Source organism: Clostridium sp. UMB9555A, from assembly GCF_030222355.1.
Taxonomy (GTDB): domain Bacteria; phylum Bacillota; class Clostridia; order Clostridiales; family Clostridiaceae; genus Sarcina; species Sarcina perfringens.
Window position 1 is genome coordinate 44360 of the sequence record NZ_JASORQ010000005.1, and the last position, 25536, is coordinate 69895.

Here is a 25536-nt window from a genome sequence, read left to right on the forward strand (position 1 = left end):
TTATGACTATTAGAATAAATAATATTAGTTTAGATATAAATGAAGACTTAAGTCTTTTAAAAAATAAAGTAGCTAAAAAATTAAAGATGTCTAAGGATGAAATTGGAGATATAAAAATAATAAAAGAATCTTTAGATGCAAGAAAAAAGAATCTTATAAAGTTTAATTACTGTATAAATATAGAGCATGAGGATGAAGAAAAAATAGTAGCTAGACTTAATGATAAGGATGTAAAGATAGATAAGATCAATTATGACTTTGATTTTAACTTTGGAGAGAAAAAACTTGAGCATAGACCAGTAGTTATAGGATTAGGGCCAGCGGGGCTTTTTGCAGCTCTTTTATTAGCTAAGAAGGGATTTAACCCAATCGTTTTTGAAAGAGGAGAAGATGTAGATTCAAGAACTAAAACTGTAGAGGAATTTTGGAAAACTGGAGAATTAAATCCAGAGTCAAATGTACAGTTTGGTGAAGGAGGAGCAGGAGCTTTTTCAGATGGAAAACTTACAACTAGAATAAAAGACACAAGATGTGATTATGTTCTTGATGCTCTTGTGAGAAATGGGGCACCAGAAGAAATAATATATAAAGGAAAACCACATGTAGGAACTGATATATTAAAGAATGTAGTTAAGAATATCAGAGAAGAAATAAAAAGACATGGTGGAGAAGTTCATTTCAGTTCAAGATTTGAAGGAATAATAAAAAAAGATAACAAACTAAAAGGGATAAAAGTTAATGGGGAAGAAGTACCTTGTGAAGTAGCAATTTTAGCTTTAGGACATAGTTCTAGGGACACCTATGAAATGTTATTTAATGAAGGTGTATTTATGAAACAAAAACCCTTTGCTATAGGGGTTAGAATAGAGCATCCACAAGAAATTATAAATTTAAGTCAGTATGGAGAAAAATATGCTAATCATCCAAGATTAAAGGCAGCTGAATATAGATTAGCATATCAAAGTAAAACTCTAGATAGGGCAGTATATTCATTCTGTATGTGTCCAGGGGGAGTAGTTGTAAATGCTTCTTCAGAGGAAAAAAGATTATGTGTAAATGGAATGAGTTATCATGCTAGAGATAAAGAAAATGCTAACTCTGCTTTAGTTGTAACTGTAGGGCCAAATGACTTTGGAGGAGATCATCCCTTAGAGGGAATGAAGTTCCAAAGACACTATGAAGAACTTGCCTTTAAACTAGGTGGAGGAAATTATAACACTCCAGTTCAATTAGTTGGAGATTTTATGAAGGATAGAGTTACAACTAAGTTAGGAAAGGTTAATCCAAGTGTATTAAGTAATGGATATAGATTTGAAGATTTAAGAAAGTGTTTACCTTCTTACGTAATAGATGGCTTAAAAGAGGGAATAACTGACTTTGATAGAAAAATAAAAGGTTTTGGACATAGTGATAGTGTATTAACTGGTATAGAAACAAGAACATCAGCTCCAGTTAGAATTGAAAGAAATGAAAAGTTACAAAGTATATCTTTAGAGGGCTTATATCCAGCAGGAGAGGGTGCTGGCTTTGCAGGAGGCATTGTTTCAGCTGCTGTAGATGGGTTAAAAGTAGCTGAAAATATAATGAAAGAATATCGTGTTTAAAATTTAACAATTTAATAAAAAATAATAAATTGAATATTCTGAAAACTAATGTTTTCAGAATATTTTTTGGTAGAATATAGTTATGGAGAATTAATTTTGAATTGATAAATTTATATAGTCAGTTTTTTTTTGTTTACAATTGTTATAAATTTAACAAAATTCAAGGAAGAGGGTTGAGTATTATGGCTAAAAATTTTAATGAATTGTTTTCAAAACTAAGAGAGAATGGTATGAAGAAAGTTTCAGTTGCAGTTGCTCAAGATGAACCAGTTTTAGAAGCTGTAAGAGAAGCAAAAAAATTAGGAATAGCTGATGCTGTTTTAGTTGGGAATGAAGAAAAAATAAAAGAAATAGCTAATAAAATAGATATGAATTTAGCTGACTTTGAAATTATAAATGAACCTAACGATAAAAAAGCAGCATTATTAGCAGTAGAACTAGCATCAACAGGAAAAACTGATATGGTAATGAAAGGTCTAGTTGATACTGCTACTTTTTTAAGAAGTGTATTAAATAAAGAAGTTGGGTTAAGAACAGGTCAATTAATGTCACATGTATCTGTATTTGAAATACCAGGAATGGATAGATTACTTTTCTTAACAGATGCAGCTTTTAATACTTATCCAGAGTTAAAAGATAAGGCATCAATGATAAATAACTCAGTTAAGGTTGCACATGCTTGTGGAGTTCAAGTTCCTAAGGTAGCTGTTATAGGTGCAGTAGAGGTTGTAAATCCTAATATGCCAGCAACAATAGATGCAGCATTATTAGCTAAGATGAATGATAGAGGACAAATAAAGGGATGTATAGTTGACGGACCATTTGCCTTAGATAATGCTATATCAGAAGAAGCAGCAGAGCATAAAGGGGTAAAAGGAGAAGTTGCAGGAAAAGCAGATATATTATTATTACCAAATATAGATGTTGCAAATGTAATGTACAAGACTTTAACTTACATGTCAGAGTGTAAGAATGGTGGGTTATTAGTTGGTACATCAGCTCCAGTTATATTAACTTCTAGAGCAGATAGTTTTGAAACAAAAGTTAAATCAATAGCTATAGCAGCAGTAGTTGCTCATGATTTAAAGTAGAGAATTTTGGGGGAGGAAAGTTATATGGCATATAAATTATTAATAATAAATCCAGGATCTACATCAACTAAAATTGGTGTTTATGAAGGTGAAAAAGAAGTCTTAGAAGAAACTTTAAGACACTCATCAGAAGAAATATTAAAATATGATACAATATTTGATCAACTTGATTTTAGAAAAGAAGTTATTTTAAATGTATTAAAAGAAAAAGGAATTGACATAAATGAGTTAGATGCTGTTGTTGGAAGAGGTGGAATGCTTAAACCAATAGAAGGTGGAACTTACGAAGTCAATGATGCTATGGTTGAGGACTTAAAAATTGGGGTTCAAGGACCACATGCTTCAAACTTAGGTGGAATATTATCTAATGAAATAGCAAAAGAAATTGGTAAGAGAGCATTTATAGTAGATCCAGTTGTTGTTGATGAAATGGAAGAGGTAGCAAGATTATCAGGAGTTCCAGAATTACCTAGAAAAAGTAAATTCCATGCATTAAATCAAAAGGCTGTTGCTAAGAGATATGCAAAAGAACATAATACTTCATATGAAGATGTTAATTTAATAGTTGTTCATATGGGGGGCGGAGTTTCAGTAGGAGCACATAGAAAAGGTAGAGTTATAGATGTAAATAATGCATTAGATGGTGATGGCCCATTTTCACCAGAAAGAGCAGGTGGAGTTCCTTCAGGTGAATTATTAGAAATGTGTTTCTCAGGAAAGTATAGCAAAGAAGAAGTTTATAAAAAGTTAGTTGGAAAAGGCGGATTTGTTGCTTATGCTAACACAAATGACGCAAGAGATTTAATAAAGCTATCACAAGAGGGTGATGAAAAAGGTTCATTAATCTTTGATGCCTTCATATATCAAATAGCAAAAGAAATAGGATCAATGGCTGTAGTTTTAGATGGAGAAGTTGATGCTATAGTATTAACTGGTGGAATTGCATATAGTGATTATGTAACTAATGCTATAAATAAAAAAGTAAAATGGATTGCACCTATGGTTGTATATGGTGGAGAAGATGAACTTTTAGCTTTAGCACAAGGAGCTATAAGAGTTTTAGATGGTGTTGAAGAAGCAAAGATATATAAATAGATTAAATTAATATATATAAATTTTAATAGTTTAGATTGATTAAGGGAAGAATTTTGTAATTCTCCCTTAAATTTTGTCTTAAAAAAGTGTTCATAAAAGTCTGAAATATTTATATTTCACAAATATTATGTTAGAATAATAACGACGATTTTTAAATTAACTGATTTTTACAATATATGAGTTGAGGTTTAGTATTAATTAAAAAACCAAAAATTGGAGGAACAGCATGAATAAAATAATAATCAATGATAAGACTATCGAATTTGATGGTGATAAGACGATACTTGACTTAGCAAGAGAGAATGGATTCGACATTCCTGTGCTTTGTGAGTTAAAAAATTGCGGAAACAAAGGACAATGTGGAGTTTGTCTTGTTGAGCAAGAAGGAAATGATAGACTATTAAGATCTTGTGCAATAAAAGCTAAAGATGGAATGGTTATTAAAACTGATAGTGAAAAAGTTATAGAAGCTAGAAAAGAAAGAGTTGCAGAACTTTTAGATGAGCATGAGTTTAAATGTGGACCATGTAAAAGAAGAGAGAATTGTGAATTCTTAAAACTTGTAATTAAAACAAAGGCAAGAGCTCACAAACCATTTGTAGTTGCAGATAAATCAGAATATGTAGATGACAGAAGTAAATCAATAGTTTTAGATAGAAGTAAATGTGTTAAATGTGGTAGATGTGTTGCAGCATGTAGAACAAGAACTGCTACTAACTCAATAAAATTCCACAGAATTGATGGAGTAAGATTAGTAGGACCAGAAGAATTAAAATGTTTCGACGATACAAATTGTTTATTATGTGGACAATGTATAGCTGCTTGTCCAGTTGATGCATTATCAGAAAAATCACATATTGAAAGAGTTCAAGACGCATTAAATGATCCAGAAAAGCATGTAATAGTTGCTATGGCACCAGCTGTAAGAACATCAATGGGTGAATTATTCAAGATGGGTTATGGACAAGATGTTACTGGAAAATTATATACTGCTTTAAGAGAATTAGGTTTTGATAAAGTATTTGATATAAACTTCGGTGCTGATATGACAATAATGGAAGAAGCTACTGAGCTTATAGAAAGAATAAAAAATAACGGACCTTTCCCAATGTTAACTTCATGTTGTCCATCATGGGTTAGAGAAGTTGAAAACTACTTCCCAGAATTAGTAGAAAATCTTTCAACAGCTAAATCACCACAACAAATATTTGGTGCAGCATCAAAAACTTATTATCCACAAGTTGCTGATATAGATCCTAAAAAAGTATTTACAGTAACTGTAATGCCTTGTACTTCTAAAAAATTCGAGGCTGATAGACCTGAAATGGAAAACGAAGGAATAAGAAACATAGATGCAGTTATAACAACTAGAGAGTTAGCTAGAATGATAAAAGCTGCTAAAATAGATTTTGCTAAATTAGAAGACAGTGAAGTAGATCCAGCTATGGGTGAGTACACTGGAGCAGGTGTTATATTTGGAGCTACTGGTGGAGTTATGGAAGCTGCTTTAAGAACAGCTAAAGATTTCATGGAAAATGATAACTTAGATAATGTAGATTATGAAGCTGTTAGAGGATTAGCTGGAATAAAAGAAGCTGAAGTAGAAATAGCAGGAAATGAATATAAATTAGCTGTTGTAAGTGGAGCTGCTAATGTATTTGAATTAGTTAAGTCTGGTAAAATAAATGACTACCACTTCATAGAAGTAATGGCATGTCCAGGTGGATGTGTTAACGGTGGAGGACAACCACATATCTCAGCTGAAGATAGTGATAAAATGGATATTAGAGAAGTAAGAGCTTCTGTTCTTTACAATCAAGATAAGAATTTAGAGAAGAGAAAATCACATCAAAACTCAGCTTTATTAAAAATGTATGAAAACTACATGGGTAAACCAGGTCATGGAAGAGCTCATGAGTTATTACACATGAAATATAAAAAATAATATTTAAATCATAGACAGGATGTTTAATGCATCCTGTTTTTTTATATTTAAAAATATCACAATAAAAATAAAATTTGTACACTCTATTTAGATTATCATACAAAAAATAATGAATTCTTTTGTAAATAATGCTCATGGATGAAAACGGTTAATTGGTATAAAATAAAATCATAAAAGAAATTCGAGAAAATAATTGAAATTTATGGGGGATTATTAATATGGCAAATTTATCACTTAAACATATTTATAAAGTTTATCCAGGAGATGTTACAGCAGTTAAAGACTTTAACTTAGAAATTGCTGATAAAGAGTTCATCGTATTCGTTGGACCATCAGGTTGTGGTAAATCTACTACTTTAAGAATGATTGCTGGATTAGAAGAAATATCAAAAGGTGAATTATTTATTGGAGATAGATTAGTTAACGAAGTTGAACCAAAGGAAAGAGATATAGCGATGGTTTTCCAAAGTTACGCACTATATCCACATATGACTGTATATGATAACATGGCATTTGGACTTAAGTTAAGAAAAGTTCCAAAGGATGAAATAGATAAAAAGGTTAAAGATGCTGCTAAAATACTTGATATAGAGCATTTATTAGATAGAAAACCAAAGGCTTTATCAGGAGGTCAAAGACAAAGGGTTGCCTTAGGAAGAGCTATAGTAAGAGAACCTAAAGTATTCTTAATGGACGAGCCTTTATCAAACTTAGATGCTAAATTAAGAGTTCAAATGAGAACTGAGATCTCTAAATTACATCAAAGATTACAAACAACATTCATATATGTTACACATGACCAAGTTGAAGCTATGACAATGGGTACAAGAATAGTTGTTATGAAAGATGGTATAGTTCAACAAGTTGACTCACCACAAGAAATATACAATAACCCAGCTAATATATTCGTTGCAGGATTCATAGGAAGTCCACAAATGAACTTTATAGATGGTACTATAAAAGAAGAAGGCGGAAAATATTTTGCTTGCTTCCAAAGCGAAAAAATTGAAATGCCAATGGATAAAGCTAGATTATTAAAAGAAAAAGGATATATAGGAAAAAATGTTATAATAGGTGTAAGACCTGAACATTTAGATGATGACCAAGAATTAGTTGCAGCAAATCCAACAACAGTAATAAAATCAAAAGTTGAAGTTACAGAGTTAATGGGAGCAGAAAGTTATATCTATACTAAACTTGGAGATCAAAACATAACAGTTAGAGTAAATGGAAGCACTAAGTTACAAAATGGTCAAGAAGCTAAGTTCTACGTTGATGCTAATAAGATTCATATATTCGATAAAGAAACTGAATTAAAATTAGTTTAATCAGCAATAGCTTTAATATAGAGGGGTAATTAATATGTACAGTTTTCATAAGTTCTTAGAAGAGTTATATTTAAATACTAAAATACCTTTTATAGTTGTTTTGGATGACAAGAAATTTGCACTATCAGATTTTGATAATTGTGATAAGGTTTCTTTAGAATTCGAGGTTAATGGTAAAAAGGGAAAAATAATAACTCAAAAGGAATATGAAAGCTGTACTTCTTTATTAAGATATTTAATTGAAAATAAGATTAAAGAAGTTTCAAATAACAAGGAAAAACTTATTAGGAAGGCTTTAAATGGAGTTACTATAGACAAAAATATTATTCATAAGGAATTGGGATTTTTAAAAGGTGATTTCTACATAATTAATGTTTATTTAGCTTCAAAACTTCAAGAAGGTTTAGAACTTGTTAATGAATGCTATGGTAATAAAAATATAGTTAGCATTTTAAAAGAGGATAACATAGTAATTATTGGTGCTTTAGAAGATGTTGATGATCACGTTAATAGTATAAAGGATTCTATTGATTCAAACCTTTATGTAAAATGTTATATAAGCTATATGAAATTAAATAATATAAATGAAATAAAAGAGGCTTATGAGATAAATATGTCTAAGATAAATCTTGCAATAAAATATGATTTGGATGAAGTCATTTATGGAGAAAGAGATTTACTTTTTGAAACTTTAGTTGATTCCATAGATGAGGACTTAAAGATGAAGATGTATGAAGATTTTGGGTTAGGATTTTCTAAGTTAGATAGAGAGATGATAAAGACTATAGAAACATTTTTTAAGTGTGGACTTAATATAAGTGATGCATCTAAGGAATTATATGTACATAGAAATACTCTCATCTACAGATTAGATAAAATTCAGAAGTTTACATCTTATGATATAAGGAATTTTAATGAAGCTGTAATATTTAAAATAGCTTTTTTAATATGGCGTGGTAAAGAAATAAATAAGTAATAAAATTAAAATTATATTTATGGTAGTAGGAAACCATATCAAAGGAAATGATTAAATTAACTTTGATATGGTTTTTGTTTTATGGTTAATTTATATTATATATTTAGTTTTAATTAAAATTAAATTGTTTAATTAGAGATTTTAATATATTAAATAGAATTTTTACTAAAATATATTTTTATTTAAGATGGTTTGTAAATTATATAACAAAAATGGTAAAAAAATTAATAGATAAATTTTATACAAAATAATAATAAATTATAAAAAAACTATTGAAAATGTTTTCTTATTAGTATATAATAAGGTTGGAAACGATACCGAAATGCTTTCAAAAAGATTATTAATAATTAGTTATTATGAAATATTTTTTTAGAATGTTTTGGTATCGTTTCCGAAAATGAGAATGTAAATTTATAGCTTTTTAGCTAATTAAAAGTTATGAGGGGGATTTTATAATGGGAAAACGTACAAAAATTCTAGCAACTGTAATGGCTGCAACAATGTTATTTGCAGGATCATTAGTAGGATGTGGAGGAAAATCTGATTCAGGTAGTGCTGGTGGTTCAGGAAAAGAACTTACAGTATGGTCACACTTAACGACTCCGGAAGTAGAGGAATTAAATAAAATAGCTTCAAAATGGGGAGAAGAAAATGGAGTTAAAGTTAAGGTTGTAGAAGATAAATCAGAAATGCAAGCTTATATACAAGCTGCAAATAGTTCAAAGGGACCAGATATAATGTTTGGACTAGCTCACGATAACTTAGGAACATTCCAAAAGGCAGGACTTTTAGCAGAGGTTCCTGAAGGAATTATAAATGATTCTGATTATGCATCACATCAAGTTTTAGATGCTGTAACAATAGGTGGAAAAAGATATGCAGTTCCAATAGCACAAGAAACTTCAGCTCTTTTCTATAACAAAGATAAAGTTAAAGAAGTTCCAAAAACTATGGAAGATGTAGTTAAGGTTGCAGAAGAAGGAGCAGGATTTAAATATGATATAAATAACTTCTATGCTACTTATGGATTTATAGCAGCAGATGGAGGATATGTTTATAAAGATAATAATGGAACACTTGATCCAACTGATATTGGATTAGGTACACCAGGAGCTATAAAAGGATATCAATTCGTTCAAGATTTAGTTCAAAAAGATAAATTAATGCCAGCTGATATAACTGGAGATATAGCAAAAGGAGATTTCTTATCTAAGAATACTGGATTCTATATCTCAGGACCTTGGGATGTATCAGCATTTAAAGATGGAGGCGTAAACTTTGGAGTAGCTCCAATGCCAACATTATTTGGAAAACAAGTACCAACTTTCTTAGGTGTTCAAACTGCTTTCGTAAGTGAAAAATCTCAAAATAAAGATTTAGCATGGAAATTAGTTAAATACTTATCAGAAAATTCAGGTGATGTATTATTAAATAAAGGTAACAGAATCCCAGTATTAAATAAATACTTAGATAGTGCAGACTTTAAGAATAACGAGTATATGAGTGCCTTTGCAGAACAAGCTAAATTCGCTACACCAATGCCTAATATACCAGAAATTCAAGCTATGTGGGGACCTGCTGGAGCTAACTTACAATTATTAACTTCAGGACAAGTTACACCAGAAAAATGTGCTGAAATGACAGTAGAACAAATTAAACAAGGTATAGCTCAACAAAAATAATTAAGAAGTTTTAATAGGGGGATGTAAATTCCCCCTTATTTATAAGAATTTATGTTAAAAGAGGTATTTGAGGAGGCGAGATATAATGCAAGTTGCGAATGATAGAAAGGCAGATAATAGACAGAAAAAATTAAAAGATACAATAAAAGCTATGCCATATTTATTACCAGCAGTAATATCAATACTTATATTTACTATTTTTCCTATAATATATACTGTAGTCATAGCATTTACTGATTACACAATGTATTCACAAGGAAATATTAAGTTTGTAGCATTTGCAAATTTTATAGAAGTTTTGACAGGTCCATTTAAAGAAGTATTCTTACCTGTTTTTGGATGGAATATAATCTTTGCAGTAGTATCTACAGCAGGTACATTTTTCTTAGGATTAATAGTTGCAATGGCAGTAAATAACCCTAATATAAAAGAAAAAGCAGTTTATAGAGCAATACTTATAATTCCATGGGCTTTACCAGCTACAGTAGCAATACTTTCATGGCAAGGTCTTTTAAATGGAAGTTATGGAGCAATAAACAACTTACTATTAAATTTACATTTAATATCAGATCCAATCCCATGGTTAACAGATCCAACTTGGGCAAGGGTAGCACTTATAATAGTTAATATATGGTTAGGATTCCCATACATGATGAATGTTTGTTTAGGGGCTTTAGGAGCAATTCCTGATAGTTATTATGAAGCAGCAGATGTTGATGGTGCTAGTAAATGGCTTCAATTTAGAAAAATAACATTACCATCATTAACACAAATATCTTATCCGTTATTAATTTCATCATTTGCATTTAACTTTAATAACTTTGGATCAGCATTCTTAATCACTAAAGGTAACCCACCAAGAATGGCTACTCAATTTGCTGGTTATACAGATATTCTTGCATCTGTAAACTATAAATTATCAACACAGTTTGGTAGATTTGAAATAGCATCTGCAATTAGTATAATAATATTCTTAATTTTAGGAACTATATCTTACTATCAAATGAAATTAAGTGGACAATTCGAGGAGGTAGAATAGAATGCAAAGTAAAGTACAAAAAAAGAGCGGAATAGTAACTACCTCAGAACTTAAATATGAAAGAAAATTAAGACCTGCTGAAAAAAGAATGGCGTGGATATCAAGAATATTTATATGGTTCATGTTACTTGTAGTATTATTCCCTGTATTTGCAGTAGTTTCAGCATCTATGGCTAAAGGAGAAGTTTTTACTCAAACATCTTTAATTCCATCAGCATGGACATTAGAAAATTACGCAAAAGTTTTAACAGAAACAAATTTCTTAATATGGGTTAAAAACTCATTAATAATATGCGTAGTTGTATCAGTAATACAACTTTTATTAACAGTACCTATGGCTTTTGCTTTCTCAAGATTAAAATTCTGGGGAAGAAAAAAGGGATTAATGATGTTATTATTACTTCAAATGTTCCCAACAACCATGTCATTACCAGCAATATTAGCTCTTGCTTATAGATTAGATGGTATGGATCATATAATTACATTGATAATAATATCAGCTGGTGCTAGTGCATTTAATATTTGGTTACTTAAAGGAGCTATAGACGGTATTCCAAAAGAGCTTACAGAAGCAGCTTATGTTGATGGTGCATCAACTTTCCAAACTTTTACAATGATAATATTACCTTTATTAAGAAATATGCTTTTAGTAATATTCTTATTTACATTCATAGGAGCATACAGTGAATTTATTTTTGCATCTGCCTTATTAAAGAGCCCAGAAAGTTTAACACTTGCTGTAGGTATGCAACAATTTATTACAAATAACTTCTCAGCTAACTGGACTCAATATTCAGCAGCTGCAATAATGGCTTCAATTCCAATAGTTGCATTTGCTACTATTGCACAAAAATATATGGCTAAAGGATTAACTGCTGGATCAGTTAAGGGCTAAGATAGTATAAATTTTATGTTGGATAAAGCTTAAATACCTTAAATTTAATAAATACTTCTTATAAGATAAAATATATTTATGGATTTTGTGGAAGGAAAAGTACCTTCCACAATCCATCAAAATATAAAGATGGTTAAGATTATTAAATTAAAAATATAAAAAATTAGTATGTTTATACAAACTCTTGTAAGTATTATTGCTAATGTTTTCTATGAGGTTTATAATTGAATTGGTATCGTTACCGAAACAATTTCCAATTTTATTAAAGATTATAGAAAATCAGGAGGGGCTATATGAACATAAGAGACATAGCAAGACTTGCTGGCGTTGGTGTTAGTACAGTATCAAGAGTTATAAATGATCATCCAGATGTAAAGGATGAAACAAGAGAAAAAATTTTAAAGATAATAAAAGAAAGTAATTACATACCTAACAATAGTGCTAGGATTCTTAAGAAAAATAATACAAATAACATAGGAGTTTTAGTAAAGGGGGTATTCAACCCATTCTTTGCTGAAATGATAAACATTATAGGTAATAGAATAAATGAAGCTGGCTACACAATGATATTACAGCAAAATGACTATGCCACAGAAGATGATGTAGATAATTTAATAGCTTTTGTTAAAGAGAAAAGACTTCAAGGTATTATCTGCTTAGGAGGAAACTTTTTAAATATAAATGATGAAAGTTTTCAGTTTTTAGATATTCCAGTAGTTTTAACCTCTGTTAATACACTTTCTAAAGAAAGTAAAAGTAAGTTTTCATCAATAGGAATAGATAATGTATTAGCAGCTAAGGCTTCAATTCAATATCTTATAGATAAAGGGCATAGAAACATAGGAATTTTATTAGGAGAAAAAAATGATGTTGGAATAAGTGGATTAAGACTTGAAGGTTATAGAAAAGCTTTAGAGGAAAATAATATACCTTATTCAGAAGAAAATGTATTTATAGGTGATTATGATTATAGTGGAGCTTATAGAGTTACAAAAGAAATTATTAATAATAGAAAAGATATAACAGCTATATTTTCAATATCAGATATTATGGCAGTAGGTGCAGCAAAGTCAGTTATAGATCAAGGATTGCAGGTTGGAGAAGATATTTCTATTATGGGATTTGATGGAATGGATATAAGTAAATATTATAATCCAGGAATTACAACTGTAAAGCAGCCTAAGAAAAATATGGCTAATAATAGCATAGATTTACTATTAGCTCTTTTAGCTAAAAAAGAAGATCATAAGCATATAATTTTTGAAACAAAGATAATAGAAAGAGAGTCATGTAAGGAAGTAATATAGTAATTATAATTGGGGGAGATATTATGAGAATTAATTGTATTAATAATCACATAACTAAATATACTTTTGGAACTCCTTTTAATACTGAGTCAGTTGTTTTAAAAGAAGGTTCAGAAATAGAGAACCAAGGATTAAAGTATTTAAATTTTGAGAATAACACTTTTACATTAAAACTTAAAGAGGAAGATATAGTTTATGGACTAGGTGAAAATGTAAGAGGATTAAATAAAAGAGGATGGAGATATGAAAGTTTTTGTACAGATGATTTTTCACATACTCCAGAGAAAAAAAGCCTTTATGGAGCTCATAACTTCTTAATGATATATGGAGAAAAAACTTTTGGGATATTTATAGATTATCCTGGAAGAGTAAAGTTTGATGTTGGATACACAAGAAGAGATGAATTAAAGATAGAAATTGATGATGAAAATTTTGCTTTATATATTATTGAAGGAGATACTTTAAAGGAAATAGCAAAAAGCTTTAGAGAGCTTATAGGTGAAAGTTACATAGCTCCTAAATGGGCCTTTGGTGCTCAACAAAGTAGATGGAGTTATAAGGATAGTAAAGAGGCTCTTGAAGTCCTAGATAATTTTAATAAATCAGAACTTCCTCTTGATTGTATATATCTTGATATAGATTATATGGAGGATTTCAAGAACTTTACCATAAATAAAGAAGCCTTCCCTGATTTTGAAAACTTTGTGAAGGAAGTTAAAGAAAGAGGAGTCAGACTTATTCCAATAATCGATGCTGGATGCAAAATTGAAGAGGGATATGATGTTTATGAGGAAGGTGTTAAAAATGGTTATTACTGTTTAGATGAGGAAGGAAAACCTTTTGTAGCAGCAGTTTGGCCAGGGAGAGTTCATTTTCCAGACTTTTTAAATAAGGATGCAAGATTATGGTTTGGAAATAAATATAAAGTACTTACTGATAAAGGAATAGAAGGCTTTTGGAATGATATGAATGAGCCTGCAATATTCTATTCTGAAAAAAGATTAAATGAAGCTTTTGAAAAAATATCAGAAGCAAAAGGAAAAAATTTAGGTATATATGATTATTTTGATGTTAAGGATACATTCCCAAGACTTCAAAATAGTATGGAAGATTATCAAAGTTTCTATCATAGAGTAGGAAATGAAAGAATAAGACATGACAAGGTTCATAATCTTTTTGGATTTAATATGACAAGAGCAGCAGCTGAAGGCCTTGAAAATATAGATGAAAATAAGAGATTTTTACTATTTTCTAGAGCGTCAACAGTTGGTATGCATAGATATGGAGGAATATGGACTGGAGACAACATGTCTTGGTGGGAACACATTAAGTTAAACCTTCAAATGATGCCAAATATTAATATGTGTGGATTTATCTATACAGGAGCTGATACTGGAGGATTTGGAGGCGACGCAACAGAAGATTTAGTTATAAGATGGTCACAATTTAGTATGTTTACACCTTTATTTAGAAATCACTCAGCTTTAGGTACAAGACATCAAGAACCATATTCATTTAGAGGTGAAAGTGTCAAAGTATTAAAAAATATATTGGAGTTAAGATATGTTATGGTTCCATATCTTTATAGTGAGTATATGAAAGCTGTTTTAAATAATGAAATGTATTTTAAACCATTAACATTTGAATATAATGATAACTTTGTAAAAAGAGTAGAAGATCAAATGCTTTTAGGAGATAGCTTAATGGTAGCACCTATATATGAGCAAAATGCTTTAGGAAGATATGTATATCTTCCAGAGGAAATGCTTTTATGGAGAGCTAAAAAATATGATGATGGAGATTATGAGGTTTTAGAAAAAGGACATCATTATGTTGAAGCTAAGTTAAATGAAATTCCTATATTTATAAGAAAAAATAAAATAGTAATAATGGCAAGTAAGCCAAGAAAAAGGGTAGAAGAAATAGATACTAGTGAATTAAATCTAATTGCTTTTGTTTGTGATGAAGCTGAGTATATTTATTACAATGATGATGGTATCACTAAAAATTATAAGAATGGTGAGTATGAAGAGCTAAAAATTAAGATTACAAAAGCACAATCAGATTATGATGTATTAGTAGAAAATAAAAATTCAAGGGTTAAAAAGTTAAATATAAAAATATTTGATTTAAATAAAAATATGATTGAAAAAGAGATATTAATTCAATAATAGTAACTAGGGGGAAGTAATATGAGAAGAGCAAGTGGAATAATAATGCATATTGCTTCCTTACCTGGAAAGTATGGAATAGGTACTTTTGGTAAGGAAGCATTTGAGTTTGTAGATTTTTTAAAGAAAGCTGGACAAGGATATTGGCAAATATTGCCCTTAGGTCCTACAAGTTATGGTGATTCACCATATCAATCATTTTCAGCATTTGCAGGAAATCCATATTTTATAGATTTTGATATTTTAAATAAAGAAGGATTACTTGATAAAAAAGATTACCAAGGAATTAATTTTGGAAATGATCCAGAAAAAATAGATTATGCTTTATTATTTGACAAGAAGATGAGAGTGTTAAGAATAGCATATGAAAAATCTTTAGATAAAAACAAAGAAGAAATTGAAAAGTTTAGAGAGGAAAATAAACTTTGGATTGAAGATTATGCTTTATATATGGCAATCAAAAATGAAAACGAATTAGTAAGTTGGCAAGAATGGGATGAAAAATTAAGATTAAGAGATAAAAAGACTTTAGAAGAATGTAAAGTTAAGTTAGAAAAAGAAATAAACTATTGGACATTCTTACAATATCATTTCTTTAAGCAATGGAATAAATTAAAAGAGTATGCAAATAGTTTTGGAATTAAGATAATTGGAGATATGCCTATATATGTTGCAGAGGATAGTGCAGATGTTTGGGCAAATCCAAAAGCATTTTTATTAGATGAAAATAATATTCCTAAAAAGGTTGCTGGATGTCCACCAGATGCTTTTTCAGAAACAGGTCAATTATGGGGAAATCCTATATATGATTGGAGCTACATGGATGACACAGGTTATAGTTGGTGGATTGATAGAGTAAGAGAAAGCTTTAAGCTTTATGACATATTAAGAATAGATCACTTTAGAGGGTTTGAAGCTTACTGGCAAATACCATATGGAGATGAAACTGCTGTAAATGGTGAATGGGTTAAAGGACCAGGAATAAAATTATTTAATGCAATTAAAGAAGAGTTAGGTGAGGTTAACGTAATAGCAGAAGACCTTGGTTATTTAACTCAAGAAGTTATAGATTTTAGAGATGAAACTGGATTCCCAGGAATGAAGGTTTTACAATTTGCATTTGATTCTAGAGAAGAAAGTGATTATCTTCCACATAATTATCCAGTTAACTCAATAGCTTATACAGGTACTCATGATAATGATACATTTAGAGGTTGGTTTGAAGTAACAGGAAATAGAGAAGATGTGGAATATTCTAAAAAATATTTAAAACTTACTGAAGAGGAAGGGTATAACTGGGGATTTATCAGAGGAGTTTGGAGCAGTGTATCACATACAGCTATAGCTCTAATGCAAGATTTCTTAAATTTAGGAAATGAGGCAAGAATAAACTATCCATCTACTCTTGGTGGCAACTGGCAATGGAGAGTTAAATATGATGCTCTAACTGATGAATTAGCAGAGAAGATATATGATATAACAAAATTATATGGAAGGGTGAATATTAATGAATAAAGAACAAATAAAGAGAGGAATCGAGAGATATCTAAAAGTAAAGTATGGTAAAAGTTCAATTAAAGATGCTAAGGATTTTGAAATTTTCAATGCATTATCACTAACTCTTTTAGAGGGAATTGTTGACGATTGGAATCATACAGAAGAACTTTATGAGAAAGAAAAGAATGCATATTATTTTTCAGCTGAATATTTAATGGGTAGAGCTTTAGGAAATAACTTAATAAGTTTAGGACTTTATAATGAAGTAAAAGAAGTTTTAGATGAACTTGGCTTTGATTTAAATAGAATTGAGGAAATAGAAGAGGATGCTGGTTTAGGAAATGGTGGATTAGGTAGATTAGCAGCTTGTTTTATGGATTCAGGAGCTTCATTAGAAGTACCTTTAAAGGGTTATGGAATTAGATATAATAATGGTTTATTCTCTCAATATTTTGAGGATGGATTTCAAAAAGAAGATGTAGATAGCTGGTTAAAATATGGAGAACCTTGGAGCATAAGAAAAGAGGATGAATTTGTAACTGTTGATTTTGATGATATGACAGTTAAAGCAATTCCATATGATACTCCAATTATAGGATACGCTAGTAAAAATATAAATACTTTAAGACTATGGAAATGTGAGCCTGTAAAAGAATTTGATTTTAAATTATTCAATGAACAAAAATATGATGAGGCATTAGAGCTTAAAAATAGAGCAGAAGACATATCAAGAGTTTTATATCCAAATGACTCAAATAGAGAAGGTAAATTATTAAGATTAAGACAACAATATTTCTTAGTAAGTGCTTCATTAAAAGATATAATAAGAAAGCATAAAGAGGTTTTTGGAAACGTTACTGAAGATTTTGCAAAGATGCATGCTGTTCAATTAAATGATACTCATCCAGTTTTAGCAATTCCAGAGCTTATAAGACTTCTTGTGGATGAAGAAGGATTTACTTTTGAAGAAGCTTACAATGTAGCTTCAAAAACTTTTGCTTATACAAACCATACTATATTAGCAGAAGCTTTAGAAAAATGGGATGTTGACTTAATAGAAGAATTATTCCCAAGAATATTAGAAATAATTGAAAAGATAGATGCTGAGTTCATAGTTAGCCTTGAAGAAAAAGGATACTCAGAGGAAGAGATAGAAGAGTTTAGAATAGTTAATGATGGAAAAGTTAGAATGGCTAACTTAGCAATACATGTAGGGTTTGCTGTTAATGGTGTTGCTAAGTTACACACAGATATATTAAAAAATATTGAGCTTAAAAACTGGTATGAATTATATCCAGAGAAGTTCCAAAACAAAACAAATGGAATAACTCCAAGAAGATGGTTAAGACTATGTAATCAAGAGCTATCAGCTTTAATCACTGAACTTTTAGGAAGTGAGGATTGGGTTAAAAATCTTGATTTATTAAAAGGATTAGAAAAATATAAAGATGATGAAGAAGTTTTAAAGAGATTTATGGATATTAAGCACACTAAAAAAGAGCAATTAGCTGCATATATTAAAGAACATGAAGGTGTTCAGTTAGATCCAAATTCAATATTTGATATACAAATTAAGAGATTACATGAGTATAAGAGACAATTATTAAATACTCTATATATCTTAGATTTATATTATAGATTAAAAGAAAATCCAGATATGGATATACCAAAGGTAACATTTATATATGGAGCAAAGGCTTTCCCAGGATATAAGAGAGCAAAATCAATAGTTAAATTAACAAATGAAGTTGCTAAACTTATAAATAATGATGAATCTATAAAAGGAAAAATAAAGGTTGTATTTGTAGAAAACTACAGAGTTTCTTATGCAGAAAAATTATTCCCAGCAGCAGATGTATCAAAACAAATATCAACAGCTGGTAAAGAAGCATCAGGAACAGGAAACATGAAATTCATGTTAAATGGTGCACCAACTTTCGGAACTAATGATGGAGCTAATGTAGAAATTGTTAGAGAAAGTGGAGCAGATAATAACTTTATCTTTGGATTAGAAGTAGAAGAGATAGAAGAATTAAAAGGAAAATATAATCCAGTTGCTTACTATGAAGCAGATGCAGATTTAAAGAGAGTTTTAGATTCATTAGTAGATGGTACTTTTGATGATGGTGGTACTGGTGACTTTGAGGATCTTTATAATTCATTATTAGAAGAAGGAGATCAATACTTCTTATTAGCAGACTTTAAAGCATTTAAAGATACTGAAGATAAGGTCTTTGAAGCTTATAAAGATAAATTAGGATGGGCTAAAAAAGCCTTTGAAAATACTTGTAATGCAGGTATGTTCTCAAGTGACAGAACAATACAAGAATATTGTGATGACATTTGGGGAATTGAAAAATGTACTAATAAATAATAGGGAAAATAACTTTATAAAAACATAATAAAGCTTACAAACATATTGAGAAAATTGCTAGATATTTTCTTCATATTGTTTGTAAGTTTTATGAAAAGTTGTTTTTATATATAACTAGGAAATATAAAAGTAATCAGAGGAATGGTTTTGCTAAAACTTGAAACTTAGTAGAAATTCAAATTATATTTGGATGTTAGGAATTTATGTTTTTATTAAAGTGTAAATTTTAAGTTTGGTTTTGAGTTTTTTTGCAAGGCCTTTTCTAAATTTATGTACAAGCTTAAAATTCATGAAATTTATTGTTAAAAGGGTACTTTAGTATTGAATTAAGGAGTGTCAATTTATGAAGTTTGGAAAAAAAGATTGGACTAGTTATGACAGAGGGATAGAAAAAGAGTGGATGCTTACTAATGGCATAAGTGGATTTTGTGGAGGAACTGCTATAGGAGCAAACTGTAGAAAATATCAAGGGTTATTAGTAGCATGTACTAATTCTCCAGAAGAGAGATACATGATTCTTTCAAATTTAAATGAGGAAATAAATATTAATGGAAAGCTTCACCAGTTGAGTTCTTGTAAATATACAGATAAAATAGTGGATGGCTTTAAAAATCTTCAAGGATTTTATTATGATGGACTACCTTATTTTAGATTTTTTGTAGATGGAGTAGTTATAAATAAAAAGATTGCTATGGAATATGGAAAGAACACTGTAGTAATAGAATATGACATATTAAATGGAAGTAAAGAATCAAAAATAAATATTGAACCATTATTTACTTTTAGAAATCCAGGAGTATGTAGTGGAAAAGAAAATTTAAAGTTTTCAAAAACTGTGGATAAAAATAAAATTCAACTTATTCCACAGCTAAATGAGGATATAAATATAAGATTTTTTACTTATGGTGGAAAAATAGTAGATAAATCTGAGAAAATTGTGGATAAAATTTATTATGATGTGGATAAAAGTACAGGTGATAAGTTTGTGGATAAATGTTACATTCCAGGAACTGTTGAAATAAATTTAAATCCTAAGGAAAGAAAAAAGGTTTATTTACTTTGTACTATAGAAAATCAAGAGAATTTTGAATGTGAAAAAATAATAGAAAATGAAGAGAAAAGAATAAATAATCTTAAAAATACCTTTGATGATTCAAGAATTTTAGCTAAATATCTTCCTATTGCAGGGGATCAATTTATAGTAAATAGAGAATCTATAAAGGGAAAAACAATTTTAGCTGGCTACCCTTGGTTTTTAGATTGGGGAAGAGATGCTATGATTGCTATTAATGGATTAACTTTATCAACTGGAAGATTAGAAGATGCTAAAGATATTATAAGAAGTTTTAGCCTTTATGAGAAAGATGGATTAATACCAAATATGTTCCCTGGAAAAGGACAAGAGCCACTTTATAATACAGTAGATGCTTCACTATGGTTTATAAATGCAGTTTATAATTATTTGCTTTATGCTAATAGTTGCGAATCTTTAGAATTTGTTGAGAAAGAAGTTTATAAAACTATAAAAAATATAATAAAGGCTTATAAAGAAGGTACTAAATTCTCAATAAAAATGGATGAAGAGGACTCTTTAATAAATGCTGGATCAGGATTAGACCAGGTAACTTGGATGGATGTTAGAGTAAATGGTATAGTGGTTACTCCTAGACATGGTAAACCAGTTGAAATAAATGCTTTATGGTATAATGCCTTAAAAATAGCAGCCTTATTAAAAGATAAGTTTGAAAAAGAAGAAAAGAATGAGTATGAAGAATTAGCTAAAAAGGTTAAAGATTCATTTAATAAGGCCTTTTGGAATGAGGATGGAAAATATCTTTACGATGTTGTAAATGATAATGAGAAGGATGATAGTTTAAGACCTAATCAGATTTGGGCAGTATCATTACCATTTACAATGTTAGATAGAGAAAAAGAAACGTATATTGTTCAAAAGGTTTTTGAAGAATTATACACTCCTTATGGATTAAGAAGTTTAAGTAGAGACAATAAGGATTATCATGGAATTTATATAGGAAAGCTTTTTGATAGAGATATGGCCTATCATCAAGGAACAACATGGGCATTTCCTCTTGGAGGATTTTTCACAGCTTATTGTAAGGTAAATGATTATTCTAAAGAAGCTGTAGATTTAGTTGATTCTTTAATGAGCGATATGAAAGATCATATTAAAGATCAATGCTTAGGAAGTATTGCTGAAATTTTTGATGGTGATAATCCTTATAAAGCTAGGGGATGTTATGCTCAAGCTTGGAGTGTTGGAGAAATGCTTAGAGTTTATTATGAGGATATTCTAGGAAACCACAAAAAATTAAAAAAAGTCCACAAAGATATATTTATATAAATGTTTTGCTAGAGATTAATTTAATGATCTCTAGCTTTTTTTAATTTTTGTAATTATTAAGTTTGTAATTTTAGGATATAATTAAAGGAAGAACTTAGCATAAAGGGGCGATGGATGTGAGAACATCATTAAATATAGAAAATAAAATTAATATGATAACTGAAATGAGAGGAGATTCTGTATTTCAGGTTTTAGAGTATGATAGTTTAAAGGGAGGAAATTCCTTAGAGCTTGCAGTTAAACTAAATCAAATGAAGGAAGCTAATATAAAGCTTAGACAAGTAAGAATTATTTTAGAAGATAGCTCTGTAAATATAGAAAAGGGAGCCTTAAGCTATATGAGAGGTCCAATATCTATGAAAAATAAGATTGGTGGGCCAATAGGCTTAGGTAAAAAACTTTTTTCTAGTAAAGTTACAGGAGAGAGTACATTTAAACCTAAATATGAAGGAACAGGGGATATATTTTTAGAACCTTCTTTTGGTCATTATGCCTTAATTGAATTAGAGGATGATGAAATAATAGTTGATGATGGATTATTTTATGCTTGCGAGAGTAGTGTAGAAATAACTGCTCACATGAATAAGTCTTTATCCTCTATGGTTTTAGGAAATGAGGGAGTATTTCAAACTAAGCTTTCAGGGGAAGGAATAGTGGTTTTAGAAATACCAGTGCCTGAGGAAGAAGTATTTAAATGTAAAATAAATAATGATGTGTTAAAGGTTGATGGAAATTTTGCCATATTGAGAACTGGAGATATTGAGTTTACAGTTGAAAAGTCATCAAAATCATTAGTATCTACGGCTACTGGAGGAGAAGGTCTTTTAAATGTGTTTAGGGGGACTGGAGAAGTATGGCTAATACCAACTAAATCTGTTTATGAAAAGCTTGAACATGGATGGAATTCCTTAAGACCATTAACAGATCCAAAGGGTAGCTCTAATACTAAGGTATAATTTATCAAGATTAAATTAGTTCTAATATAAGTATTATTTTATTTATTATGATAAAGATATATAATTAACTTATTAAAGAAAAAAATATTTAATTATTATAGAGTTATATTAATATACCAGTAGTTGAAGGAGAAGATTATATGAATGGAGTACAGTCTAAACTAAAAGGTAAGGATTTAGATTTTTTATTTGAGGCTATATTAAAGTTAGAAGATATAAATGAATGTTACAATTTTTTTGAAGATATATGCACTATTTCAGAATTGAAAGCATTAGCGCAAAGATTACATGTTGCAAAAATGCTTAGGGAGAAAAAAACATATACTGAAATTGCAGAGGAGACTAAGGCTTCAACAGCTACTATAAGTAGAGTAAATAGATGTTTAAACTATGGAGCAGATGGTTACAACAATATCTTAAATAGATTAGATGAGAAATAATTAGGAGAATAATTATTTTAAAAAGAGGCATACTACAATCATTAATATTTAAGGAGGGATATAGTATGCCAAATTTAAGTTGTGGTGTAGATAACTGTGCATATAATCAAAATGATATGTGTTCATTAAATTCAATAAAAGTAAATGGTTCATTTGCTAATCACTCAGAAGCTACTTGTTGTGGAAGCTTTGTTGAGAAAGGTGGATTTACTAACGCTGCTGTTGATATGGGGCCTGCAGAGCCATCAACTAGCGTTGAATGTGAAGCTGAGAAATGCTGTTACAATAAAAATTGTAAATGTCATGCTGAAAGCATAGATATTTCAGGTGATTATGCACAACACCAAGACAATACAGAATGTTCAACTTTTAGACAAGAATAATAAAATATTGATTTTACTAATTTAGAAGGAAGACTATATGATTTAGTCTTCTTTTTAAATAAATATATTTATTTTATTGGACAAGCTTATAATTCTACATATTATTTATATAGTTTTTAGTTTAAATATAACTAATGAAAATTCTAATTATTTATAAGAGGTGGAAAATTTGAATATATTATTAGTTGATGATGAAGAAAAAATCATTGAGGTATTAGAAGCTTATTTAAAAAAAGAAGGTTTCAATGTTTTTTCCTGTAGTAATGGAGAAGAGGCTTTAAAAATATTTGATAACAATAAAATAGATTTAATTCTTTTAGATCTTATGCTTCCAGATTTAAGTGGAGAAGAGGTCTGTAAGGTTATTAGAGCAAAGAGTTGTGTTCCAATAATAATGATAACAGCTAAGACTGAGGAAGAGGATTTATTAGAAGGCTTTGACATTGGAGCCGATGATTATGTTACAAAACCTTTTAGTGTGAAACAACTGATTGCTAGGATAAAAGCTATTATTAGAAGAAGCACACCATGTCCTAATGAGGGAAGTGATGTTTTAGTCTTTAATAATGGGGAGTTAAAAATTAATGTAGACACAAGAGAAGTATGGGTTAGAGGCGAATTAATAACTCTCACATCAACAGAGTTTAATATACTTCTTTGCTTAAGTAGCTATCCAAAGAAAATATTTACTAGAGACGAAATAATAGAGTTAGTATTAGGGGATAAAAGTGATAGCTTTGATAGAGTTATAGATTCTCACATAAAAAATTTAAGAGGTAAAATAGAAGAAAACACTAGAAAACCTAAGTTCATAGTAACTGTATATGGGGTGGGATATAAATTTGAAGGTAAAAAAATATAAAAGTTTAAATTTTAAGGTTATAGTTCCATCTATAGTTATTATAATAATTGTAACTTTACTTACTGTGGTTATATCTAAATTTTATTTTGATAAAAAATTTGGTGACTATATTATGATTAAAAATCAAAATACAGTACAAAATATTTTGATGGAGCTAAGTGAACAATATTCCGATAATGAGTGGAATTATAAGAATATAGAGAAGATAACTTATAATTCCTTAGATAAAGGGATTATAGTTGCTTTATATGATAAAGAAGATAAGGAAATAATGAACATAGAAAAAAACTCTAAGGATAAATGCAATAGAATTATGAATTTTATAAAAAGTTCTATGGAAGGAAAATATGGCTCTACAACAAGTCAGTTTGAACCTGTGTATTATCCTTTAATAAAGGGTGGAGAAAAAATTGGCGAGGTTAGGGTAAAATTTTATGGTCCTATATTTTATATGCAGAATGAATTAGTTTTTCTGGATATAGTAAATAAGATAATATTAGGTATTGGAGTTTTACTTATTTTAGCATCTACAATAATGGGATTTATAATTTCAAGGTCAATAACAAGACCAATAAATAAGCTCATGACAAAGGCAAAGTATATTTCTAAAGGAGAGTATGACAAGAAAATTGAGATAAATACAGATATTTTAGAGATAAATGATTTGATAAATTCCATAAATAATCTTTCACAAAGTATAAAAGAGCAAGAGAATATAAGAAAAAGACTTACTGGAGATATTTCTCATGAATTAAAAACTCCTTTAACCAATATACAGTCTCACTTAGAGGCCATGATAGATGGAATATGGGAACCTACAGAGGAAAGGTTACTAAGTGTTAAGGAAGAGGCAGAAAGATTATCATCCTTAGTAAGTGATATGCAAAAGTTAAATAAGTATGATGAGTCTTCTATTAAACTTAAAAAGGATAATGTGAATATAAGTGATATAATTTGCTTTGTAATATTTCAATTTTCTAATTTAGCAAAGAGCAAAAATATAAAGATAGAATATGAAAAAAAGAATATTAATTTGTATTGTGATAAGGATAAAATAACACAGGCTTTAGTAAATATTCTTTCAAATGCTATTAGATATTCAAATGAGGGAAGTACTATTTTTATAGAAGAAAAATTAAAAGATAACAAGGTTATAATATCCATAGAAGATCAAGGTATAGGTATTTCAGAAGAGGATTTAAAATATGTCTTTGAAAGATTCTATAGGGCAGATAAATCTAGAACTAGAGCTACTGGAGGAACAGGAATAGGACTAACCATAGTTAAATCCATAGTATCTTCTCATGGAGGAGAGGTTAAGTTAGAAAGTAAACTAGGTGAGGGAAGTAAGTTTACTATAATATTACCTAAGGAATATATATGATTATTTTATGAAAAAGTGATTTTATTTATAATTCTATATAAATAAGGAAGATACTTAGAAACTATATAATTTAATATGAAAATTTGAATTATATGATTATAAAAGTTTAAATTATATAGTTTATTAAAAAAATATACCCCTTAAG

At 29.4% G+C, this 25536-nt stretch carries 19 protein-coding genes; all 19 read left to right on the forward strand.

The genetic code is table 11. From position 1 onward, the window contains the following. The first annotated feature begins 2 nt into the window (after nt 1–2). The 19 genes from QP548_RS13080 (at nt 3) to QP548_RS13170 (ending at nt 25391) form a co-directional block, all read left to right on the forward strand. Nucleotides 3–1604, forward strand: coding sequence for an NAD(P)/FAD-dependent oxidoreductase (locus QP548_RS13080; protein ID WP_061429224.1), 1602 nt, complete (start codon nt 3–5; stop codon nt 1602–1604). A 182-nt stretch (nt 1605–1786) separates the two neighbouring features. Then, nucleotides 1787–2695 carry a phosphate butyryltransferase gene (gene ptb / locus QP548_RS13085; RefSeq protein ID WP_061429223.1) on the forward strand — a complete coding sequence of 303 codons (909 nt, stop codon included), beginning with the start codon at nt 1787–1789 and terminating at the stop codon, nt 2693–2695. A 24-nt stretch (nt 2696–2719) separates the two neighbouring features. Continuing rightward, entirely contained in the window at nt 2720–3790 is a 1071-nt protein-coding gene (gene buk / locus QP548_RS13090) for a butyrate kinase (protein ID WP_061429222.1), read from the forward strand. A gap of 226 nt (nt 3791–4016) precedes the next feature. After that, on the forward strand, nt 4017–5735 hold the full coding sequence (locus QP548_RS13095) for a ferredoxin hydrogenase (protein WP_060796793.1): 1719 nt from the start codon (nt 4017–4019) through the stop codon (nt 5733–5735). Nucleotides 5736–5953: 218 nt separating this feature from the next. Then, nucleotides 5954–7063, forward strand: a complete 1110-nt coding sequence (locus tag QP548_RS13100; protein WP_061429221.1) for an ABC transporter ATP-binding protein — start codon at nt 5954–5956, stop codon at nt 7061–7063. A gap of 34 nt (nt 7064–7097) precedes the next feature. Continuing rightward, nucleotides 7098–8039: a PucR family transcriptional regulator gene (locus tag QP548_RS13105; protein ID WP_061429220.1), complete on the forward strand. Its 942-nt coding sequence runs from the start codon at nt 7098–7100 to the stop codon at nt 8037–8039. A gap of 455 nt (nt 8040–8494) precedes the next feature. Next, nucleotides 8495–9721, forward strand: a complete 1227-nt coding sequence (locus tag QP548_RS13110) for a maltose ABC transporter substrate-binding protein (RefSeq protein WP_061429219.1) — start codon at nt 8495–8497, stop codon at nt 9719–9721. A gap of 85 nt (nt 9722–9806) precedes the next feature. Further along, nucleotides 9807–10760, forward strand: a complete 954-nt coding sequence (locus QP548_RS13115; RefSeq protein ID WP_061429218.1) for a carbohydrate ABC transporter permease — start codon at nt 9807–9809, stop codon at nt 10758–10760. Nucleotide 10761: 1 nt separating this feature from the next. Beyond that, nucleotides 10762–11655, forward strand: coding sequence for a sugar ABC transporter permease (locus tag QP548_RS13120; protein WP_061429217.1), 894 nt, complete (start codon nt 10762–10764; stop codon nt 11653–11655). Between the two features lie 293 nt (nt 11656–11948). Then, nucleotides 11949–12962: a LacI family DNA-binding transcriptional regulator gene (locus tag QP548_RS13125; protein ID WP_061429216.1), complete on the forward strand. Its 1014-nt coding sequence runs from the start codon at nt 11949–11951 to the stop codon at nt 12960–12962. Nucleotides 12963–12985: 23 nt separating this feature from the next. Beyond that, nucleotides 12986–15133 carry a TIM-barrel domain-containing protein gene (locus tag QP548_RS13130; RefSeq protein WP_061429215.1) on the forward strand — a complete coding sequence of 716 codons (2148 nt, stop codon included), beginning with the start codon at nt 12986–12988 and terminating at the stop codon, nt 15131–15133. Nucleotides 15134–15154: 21 nt separating this feature from the next. Beyond that, nucleotides 15155–16648, forward strand: coding sequence for a 4-alpha-glucanotransferase (gene malQ / locus QP548_RS13135; protein WP_061429214.1), 1494 nt, complete (start codon nt 15155–15157; stop codon nt 16646–16648). Beyond that, nucleotides 16641–19004: a glycogen/starch/alpha-glucan phosphorylase gene (locus QP548_RS13140; protein ID WP_061429213.1), complete on the forward strand. Its 2364-nt coding sequence runs from the start codon at nt 16641–16643 to the stop codon at nt 19002–19004. The genes malQ and QP548_RS13140 overlap by 8 nt, the downstream gene beginning before the upstream one ends. A 343-nt stretch (nt 19005–19347) precedes the next feature. After that, nucleotides 19348–21366, forward strand: a complete 2019-nt coding sequence (locus QP548_RS13145) for an amylo-alpha-1,6-glucosidase (protein WP_061429212.1) — start codon at nt 19348–19350, stop codon at nt 21364–21366. 116 nt (nt 21367–21482) lie between these two features. Beyond that, the gene (locus QP548_RS13150; RefSeq protein ID WP_061429211.1) at nt 21483–22322 is read left to right on the forward strand and encodes an AIM24 family protein; all 840 of its coding nucleotides are present in this window, start codon (nt 21483–21485) and stop codon (nt 22320–22322) included. A 140-nt stretch (nt 22323–22462) separates the two neighbouring features. After that, entirely contained in the window at nt 22463–22762 is a 300-nt protein-coding gene (locus QP548_RS13155) for a YerC/YecD family TrpR-related protein (protein ID WP_003454163.1), read from the forward strand. 65 nt (nt 22763–22827) lie between these two features. Then, a complete protein-coding gene (locus tag QP548_RS13160; protein WP_061429210.1) occupies nt 22828–23145 on the forward strand; it encodes a DUF1540 domain-containing protein in 318 nt (105 codons plus the stop codon). Nucleotides 23146–23314: 169 nt separating this feature from the next. Next, nucleotides 23315–24007, forward strand: a complete 693-nt coding sequence (locus tag QP548_RS13165) for a response regulator transcription factor (protein ID WP_061429209.1) — start codon at nt 23315–23317, stop codon at nt 24005–24007. Further along, the gene (locus QP548_RS13170) at nt 23988–25391 is read left to right on the forward strand and encodes a sensor histidine kinase (protein ID WP_061429208.1); all 1404 of its coding nucleotides are present in this window, start codon (nt 23988–23990) and stop codon (nt 25389–25391) included. Before QP548_RS13165 ends, QP548_RS13170 begins: the two co-directional genes overlap by 20 nt. Nucleotides 25392–25536: the final 145 nt, after the last annotated feature.

Coding starts and splice junctions, on each gene's coding strand:
- QP548_RS13080 (WP_061429224.1), top strand. CDS start 3: ATGACTATTAGAATAAATAATATTAGTTTAGATATAAATGAAGACTTA.
- ptb (WP_061429223.1), top strand. CDS start 1,787: ATGGCTAAAAATTTTAATGAATTGTTTTCAAAACTAAGAGAGAATGGT.
- buk (WP_061429222.1), top strand. CDS start 2,720: ATGGCATATAAATTATTAATAATAAATCCAGGATCTACATCAACTAAA.
- QP548_RS13095 (WP_060796793.1), top strand. CDS start 4,017: ATGAATAAAATAATAATCAATGATAAGACTATCGAATTTGATGGTGAT.
- QP548_RS13100 (WP_061429221.1), top strand. CDS start 5,954: ATGGCAAATTTATCACTTAAACATATTTATAAAGTTTATCCAGGAGAT.
- QP548_RS13105 (WP_061429220.1), top strand. CDS start 7,098: ATGTACAGTTTTCATAAGTTCTTAGAAGAGTTATATTTAAATACTAAA.
- QP548_RS13110 (WP_061429219.1), top strand. CDS start 8,495: ATGGGAAAACGTACAAAAATTCTAGCAACTGTAATGGCTGCAACAATG.
- QP548_RS13115 (WP_061429218.1), top strand. CDS start 9,807: ATGCAAGTTGCGAATGATAGAAAGGCAGATAATAGACAGAAAAAATTA.
- QP548_RS13120 (WP_061429217.1), top strand. CDS start 10,762: ATGCAAAGTAAAGTACAAAAAAAGAGCGGAATAGTAACTACCTCAGAA.
- QP548_RS13125 (WP_061429216.1), top strand. CDS start 11,949: ATGAACATAAGAGACATAGCAAGACTTGCTGGCGTTGGTGTTAGTACA.
- QP548_RS13130 (WP_061429215.1), top strand. CDS start 12,986: ATGAGAATTAATTGTATTAATAATCACATAACTAAATATACTTTTGGA.
- malQ (WP_061429214.1), top strand. CDS start 15,155: ATGAGAAGAGCAAGTGGAATAATAATGCATATTGCTTCCTTACCTGGA.
- QP548_RS13140 (WP_061429213.1), top strand. CDS start 16,641: ATGAATAAAGAACAAATAAAGAGAGGAATCGAGAGATATCTAAAAGTA.
- QP548_RS13145 (WP_061429212.1), top strand. CDS start 19,348: ATGAAGTTTGGAAAAAAAGATTGGACTAGTTATGACAGAGGGATAGAA.
- QP548_RS13155 (WP_003454163.1), top strand. CDS start 22,463: ATGAATGGAGTACAGTCTAAACTAAAAGGTAAGGATTTAGATTTTTTA.
- QP548_RS13160 (WP_061429210.1), top strand. CDS start 22,828: ATGCCAAATTTAAGTTGTGGTGTAGATAACTGTGCATATAATCAAAAT.